At 67.5% G+C, this 5,468-nt stretch carries 7 protein-coding genes; 4 read left to right on the forward strand and 3 right to left on the reverse strand.

Features of this window, described 5'->3' with window-relative positions; translation table 11 throughout:
* Both DMB66_RS48735 and DMB66_RS48740 read right to left on the reverse strand, forming a co-directional pair.
* The coding region (locus DMB66_RS48735; RefSeq protein ID WP_233625380.1) for a cellulase family glycosylhydrolase at window positions 1–600 on the reverse strand (600 nt) is incomplete at its 3' end.
* Window positions 601–933: 333 nt separating this feature from the next.
* A complete protein-coding gene (locus tag DMB66_RS48740; protein WP_125810930.1) occupies window positions 934–1,263 on the reverse strand; it encodes an STAS domain-containing protein in 330 nt (109 codons plus the stop codon).
* Window positions 1,264–1,475: 212 nt separating this feature from the next.
* Here DMB66_RS48740 and DMB66_RS48745 point away from each other — a divergent pair, with 212 nt between their 5' ends.
* Together DMB66_RS48745 and DMB66_RS48750 are read left to right on the forward strand one after the other, a co-directional pair.
* Window positions 1,476–2,039 carry a YceI family protein gene (locus DMB66_RS48745; RefSeq protein ID WP_125810931.1) on the forward strand — a complete coding sequence of 188 codons (564 nt, stop codon included), beginning with the start codon at window positions 1,476–1,478 and terminating at the stop codon, window positions 2,037–2,039.
* A gap of 87 nt (window positions 2,040–2,126) precedes the next feature.
* Complete coding sequence (locus DMB66_RS48750) at window positions 2,127–3,074, forward strand: carotenoid biosynthesis protein (protein ID WP_125810932.1); 948 nt, start codon at window positions 2,127–2,129, stop codon at window positions 3,072–3,074.
* Between the two features lie 87 nt (window positions 3,075–3,161).
* Here DMB66_RS48750 and DMB66_RS48755 read toward each other — a convergent pair whose 3' ends face one another.
* On the reverse strand, window positions 3,162–3,470 hold the full coding sequence (locus DMB66_RS48755; RefSeq protein WP_125810933.1) for a hypothetical protein: 309 nt from the start codon (window positions 3,468–3,470) through the stop codon (window positions 3,162–3,164).
* 214 nt (window positions 3,471–3,684) lie between these two features.
* Between DMB66_RS48755 and DMB66_RS48760 the strand changes: the two genes are divergently transcribed.
* Complete coding sequence (locus DMB66_RS48760; RefSeq protein WP_125810934.1) at window positions 3,685–5,124, forward strand: amidase; 1,440 nt, start codon at window positions 3,685–3,687, stop codon at window positions 5,122–5,124.
* A gap of 53 nt (window positions 5,125–5,177) precedes the next feature.
* A partial coding sequence (locus DMB66_RS48765; protein WP_148112841.1) for a pentapeptide repeat-containing protein occupies window positions 5,178–5,468 on the forward strand: 291 nt, incomplete at its 3' end.

A 5,468-nucleotide genomic window follows, 5' to 3' on the forward strand; every position in this document is an offset into this window, starting at 1 on the left:
GACGTCCCGCAGGTCCTGGCTGTAGCCGGTGCCGCCGATGAGCACCCGGCCGGGCACCGCCGAGGTGTGATAACTGAGCCAGTTCGCCGCGACGTTGCGCCAGTCCGCCGATGCGTAGCCGTGCGGCTCGTTCATCGGCTCGAAGTAGACGTTGCCGTTCGAGCCGTAGGTGTTGGTCACGCTCGACCACATCGTGTTCCACGCGGCGATGTTCGTGATCCTGCCGCCGGAGGCGGCGCCGTCCTCCCAGTAGGCGAGGATGACCTTGAATCCCCGGTCGGTGGCGGCGTCGATGGCGCCGCGGTAGGCGTTCCACCAGGTCGTGTTGGCCACGGTGTGGGTGTTGATAGGCAGCCGGACGGTGTTGACCCCCATGGTGGAGGCCATGTCGTCGTAGATGGCGTTGGCCTTGGCCCGCACTGTCGCGTTGCTGTCGGATTGGCTCAGGCCCTGCACGACGAGCGTGCCGGTGCTGAAGTTGTCACCCAGCACGGCCCAGTTCATCCCCCGGAGCTGGCGGGTGGCGGCATTGGCGGGCGACGCGGAGACCACGAGGCCCGCCAGCGCCACGAGCGCGGTCACTACGAGGGCGGTCAGCAACCGGCGCGACGATCGAGCGTTCCGCAGCGGTCCTGCTCCGTAGCCATCAGACGACATGATCCGTGTCATGAAAGTCCATCCACTAGGTCCGGCCCCCGGTTCGAACATGATGCAACAAATTCGCATACTTGTAAACGGCTTGTTACTGACGCATGTCGATCCCGGTCATTCGCCGGAAGCGGGCGGCCTGGTCACCGTGCGGACGGTGACCGGACCGCCCGCACGGCGACAGGCTGGCGCTACCGGCCGTTGTCGTATTGGAACTAGTAACCGGAGGACGAGAAGTCACCGGACCTTCGCGTCCTCGCCTGGCTTTGCCGGAGGTCGGAGCGGTCAACAGGGAAACTCGAACAATTCCGCCCAGCCGAGCAGTCCCAGAACGCGCCGGATCTGCCTGCTGGCGCCGCTCAACCGTAGGCACCGGCCACGGGAACGCAGATGGATCGCCGCGCGTGCCAGCGCGCGCAGTCCGATAACGTCGATGAAGGTCAGTTCGCGCAGGTCAACGGTAGCGTCATTGGCTCGGCCCACGAGCATCTCCAGAGCGATTTCCAGGGTCGGCAGGGTGAATATGTCCGCCTCGCCACGGAGCCGGATGCCCTCTGGGCGCGCCGTCGCCGTGACCTCCAATTGCCACTCGCGCACTGCCGTTGTCAGCGTCATGGTTTGTCCGCCCCTCAAGCGATCCCAGTCCGCACCCGCCGACTGCTTCCCGGCCCTCGGACCGGGTTCGGCAGCTAGGACACGACACCGCGATCGCTCGTGACACCGGTCGGTCACAGCCACGGCCGTGGTCCGGCACCGCGTCACAGATCAACGGGCTGTCCTGTCCTGGTTGTCGAACTGCCGGCGACCAACCAACCCTGGGAGATCCGATGACCACGGCAAGCAAGACCTCGATTCCCGGTTACCTCGCGGGCACCTGGGACATCGATCCAGTCCATTCCGATGTTGCCTTCACCGTCCGGCACATGATGGTGAGCAAGGTGCGCGGTCGGTTCGCGACCTTCTCCGGTGAGATCGTGACCGGCGATGACGTGACCGAATCGTCGGTCACCGCGTCGATCGACTCGGCCTCGATCGACACGGGCAACGCCCAGCGCGACGGCGATCTGCGTTCAGCCCGCTTCCTCGATGTCGAGAAATACCGGCTCTGGACCTTCCGCTCCACCGGCGTCCGGGCGAACGGTGACGGCTTCGCGGTCGACGGGGTGCTGACCATCAAGGACGTCACCCGCCCCGTCACGCTGGCGCTCGAAGTGAACGGTTTCGGGCCGGACACCACGGGCGGCACCCGCGCCGGCTTCTCCGCCTCGGCGACCATCGACCGCACCGAGTTCGGCGTCGACATCAAGCTGCCGCTCGCCGGCGGTGGCGTGATCGTCGGTGACAAGGTGCAGGTCACGCTCGAGATCGAGGCGGTGCTGCGCCAGGCGTGATCGGTCAGCCGCTGCCATCGGGATCCGCCTCCACGACCGCGGTCACCACACCCCCGGGACCACCATCACGACATCGAGGTGTACGCCATGACGACCACCGTGCCGGCGCCGACCCCAGCGGCCCCGCGCCCTACCCGGCGGGTACTGGACAAGATCCAGTGGATCTTCGTCGGGCTCGCCGCGACAACGGCGATCCTGCTGCCGCTGACCGGCACGAACGCCATCTTCATCGCGCTGCTGCTCACGATCCCCTTCGCGGCCGTCCACGGCGTCCGCCGCTACGGCTGGCGACGGTTCCTGGCCTTCTTCGCCGTGACCTTCGTGGTGAGCAACGCCTTCGAGAACCTCAGCATCGTCACCGGTTTCCCGTTCGGCGACTACCACTACACCGGCGACCCGAAACTGTTCCACGTGCCGATCTTCATCGGCCCGATCTACTTCGGCCTGGGCTACATCAGCTGGCTGACCGCCTCCACCGTCCTCGACCGCGCCGACGAACGCCTCAACCCGCGCGCACGCCTCGGCAAGGTCAACATCGTCGCCCTGCCTGCCCTGGCCGCCGCCGTGATGACCATGTTCGACGTGGCGAGCGACTCGCAGGCATCCACCGTGATCGAGACGTGGATCTGGCACGACGGTGGCGGCGTGTTCGGCGTCCCGTACACCAACTACCTCGGTTGGTGGCTGGTCACCTACATCTTCTTCCAGATCTTCGCACTCATCCTGGCAGAGGCACAGACCCGCGGCCCTCAGCCAGGCAGTGTCGTCGCGCCGGGGTCACTCACCCAGCCGGTGCTCATCTACGGCGCACTGGGCCTGACCTCGATCCCGTACTTCTTCGCCGCCGAACCGGGCACCGTGGTCGACATGGCCGGCGCACCATGGAGCATCAGCGCGATCAACGAGACCATGATGACGATCAACATCTTCACCGTCGTCACGGTCGCCTTCCTCGCCCTCACCAAGATCGCACGAGGCGACACGGCCACCCCGCGTGGCAGCGGGCTTCCGCGCCGTCCGCCGACATCTCGGTAGGCGGGACAGGACGGCCATAGGGCGTTCCATCGCCGGCGGCCCCGGAGGATCGGCGATCCTCCGGGGTGCGGTGCGCGTCGGTTCTGGTCAGCGGGTTTCGTACCAGGCATCGACCAGGGTCGGGCCTCCCCCGCAGGCCTGCGAGGAGTAGGCACCGACGCCGACCCACGGGCCATAGTGGATCACCTCGAAGGGGTCACCCGGCTTGCGGACGAGACACGTGATGCCTACCCGTGCCTCCCCCGTGCCGGACGTGCACCGCACGCGGGCTCCATCCGCCGGGACCCCCGTTTCCAAGGTGCAGCCCGTCGGCGCGGCTTGGACGGCGGTGGCGCCGCCCACCATTCCGGCCGCGACGACGGTAGTGCCCAGAAGTAGCCGAACGAGAGTTCTCATGCTGCCTCCATCTGACCGGCGGCCCGGCGTCCGCTGGGCCGGCACCGTCGGGGACAGCATCGCGGGCCGGCTTCATCGCAACGGCATCGATTCGTTCATCGAGGCCTCGGCGCACCCGCGAACCGCGGGACAGCGGAGGCCCGTGAGCAGGCGATACGCTGCATCCGCCAGCTCACCCATCGGGTCGGCGACGACTGGAGGCGACATCAACGACATGGCACGCCGGATCGTGTTCTGGAGCGCCGCCGAACTGTCCACCGCGATCCGCACCAGGGCGGTCACCTGCGTCGAAGTGATGACCGCCTATCTCGATCACATCGGCGAGGTCAACGCCCGGGTCAACGCCATCGTCAGCATGCGTCCCCGTGCCGAGCTGCTGGTCGAGGCCGGCGAGAAGGATCGGCTGCTCCGCACGGGCACTTACCAGGGCTGGATGCACGGCTTCCCGCACGCGGTCAAGGACCTCGCCGACGTCGCCGGCCTCCCGACCTCCTTCGGATTGCTCCCGCCGACCGCCGGCCCGGCGACGATGGATGCGCTGTTCGTCGAGCGGATCCGGGCAGCCGGCGCCATCTTCATCGGCAAGACGAACACGCCCGAACTCGGCCTCGGCTCGCATACCTACAACAACGTCTTCGGCACCACGCTCAACGCCTACGACCAAACCAAGTCGGCCGGCGGCAGCAGCGGCGGCGCCGCCGTCGCGGTGGCCCTGCGGATGGTGCCGGTCGCCGACGGCAGCGACTTCATGGGTTCGCTGCGCAATCCACCGGGCTGGAACAATGTCTACGGGCTACGCCCCTCCTTCGGCCGGGTGCCCTCGCCCGACGGCGAACAATTCGTGTCCCAGGCCGGCGTCGTGGGGCCGATCGCCCGCGATGCCACCGATCTCGCCCTGCTGCTCCGCACCATGTCCGGCTACGACGACCGCGCCCCGCTCTCCCTCCACGATGATGATCCAGGCCGGAAGCCGCTGCGCGGCGGAAGGATCGCCTGGTTCGGTGACCTCGGCGGCTATCTGCCGATGGAAGCCGAGGTTCTTCGCGTCACGAGAGCGGCGCTGGACACCTTCACCGCGCTGGGCATGACCGTGACCACGCTCGACGACCTGCCCTCCTTCGGCTCCTTCACCGGCAAGGACGATCTCTGGCCCACCTGGCTGACCCTGCGGCACTGGCTCGGCGGTTCCGCGATCAAGGTCGCCTACCACGACCCGGCGCTGCACCCACTGCTCAAACCCGAGGCGGTCTTCGAATACGACGGCCTGGCAAAGCTCACCGCCACCGACGTGATGGAGGCATCGGAGCTGCGCAGCGACCTGTACCGCGGGTTTCTCGAACTCTTCGAGACCTACGACTACGCCGTGCTGCCCACCGCCCAGGTCATGCCCTTCGACGCGGCCCTGCGCTGGCCGGACAAGATCGGCGACACCACGATGTCCACGTACCACCGCTGGATGGAGGTGACCACGATCGGCACGTTGATCAACGCACCCGTCCTGACCCTGCCCGGTGGCTTCAGCACGACCGGACTCCCCATCGGCTTGCAGGTCATCGGCCGCAACCACGACGACTACGCCCTGATGGACCTGGCTCAGGCTTGGGAGAAGCAGACCGCCGGGCTGCGGCGCACCCTGCCACCGCTGCTCGGCTGACCGGCTGGCGCTAGTGTCGCTCTCGTGACCGATCAGCACACCAGGAAGACGCGATGACGCGGAGAGCGGGATCGCTGGCCGAAGCCTCCGGGGCCGAGTTCACCGACGCGGCGTTCGCCTCCGACGACCTCTGCGAGGCCGAGGTCGGCGACGCCGCCTTCACCCGGTGCACCTTCCAGAACGTACGCTTCAACTGCGCGAACCTGTCCCAGGTGCGGTTCATCGAATGCCGCTTCCGGGGCTGTAACTTCTTCGACGCGACCTTCGACGGCTGCACGGTCGCCGCAAGCGGATTCGAGCGCTGCGACTTCACGGGCCTGCGGGTCATCGGCGGTGACTGGACC

Source organism: Actinoplanes sp. ATCC 53533 (assembly GCF_003947245.1).

Coding starts and splice junctions, on each gene's coding strand:
- DMB66_RS48740 (WP_125810930.1), bottom strand. CDS start 1,263: ATGACGCTGACAACGGCAGTGCGCGAGTGGCAATTGGAGGTCACGGCG.
- DMB66_RS48745 (WP_125810931.1), top strand. CDS start 1,476: ATGACCACGGCAAGCAAGACCTCGATTCCCGGTTACCTCGCGGGCACC.
- DMB66_RS48750 (WP_125810932.1), top strand. CDS start 2,127: ATGACGACCACCGTGCCGGCGCCGACCCCAGCGGCCCCGCGCCCTACC.
- DMB66_RS48755 (WP_125810933.1), bottom strand. CDS start 3,470: ATGAGAACTCTCGTTCGGCTACTTCTGGGCACTACCGTCGTCGCGGCC.
- DMB66_RS48760 (WP_125810934.1), top strand. CDS start 3,685: ATGGCACGCCGGATCGTGTTCTGGAGCGCCGCCGAACTGTCCACCGCG.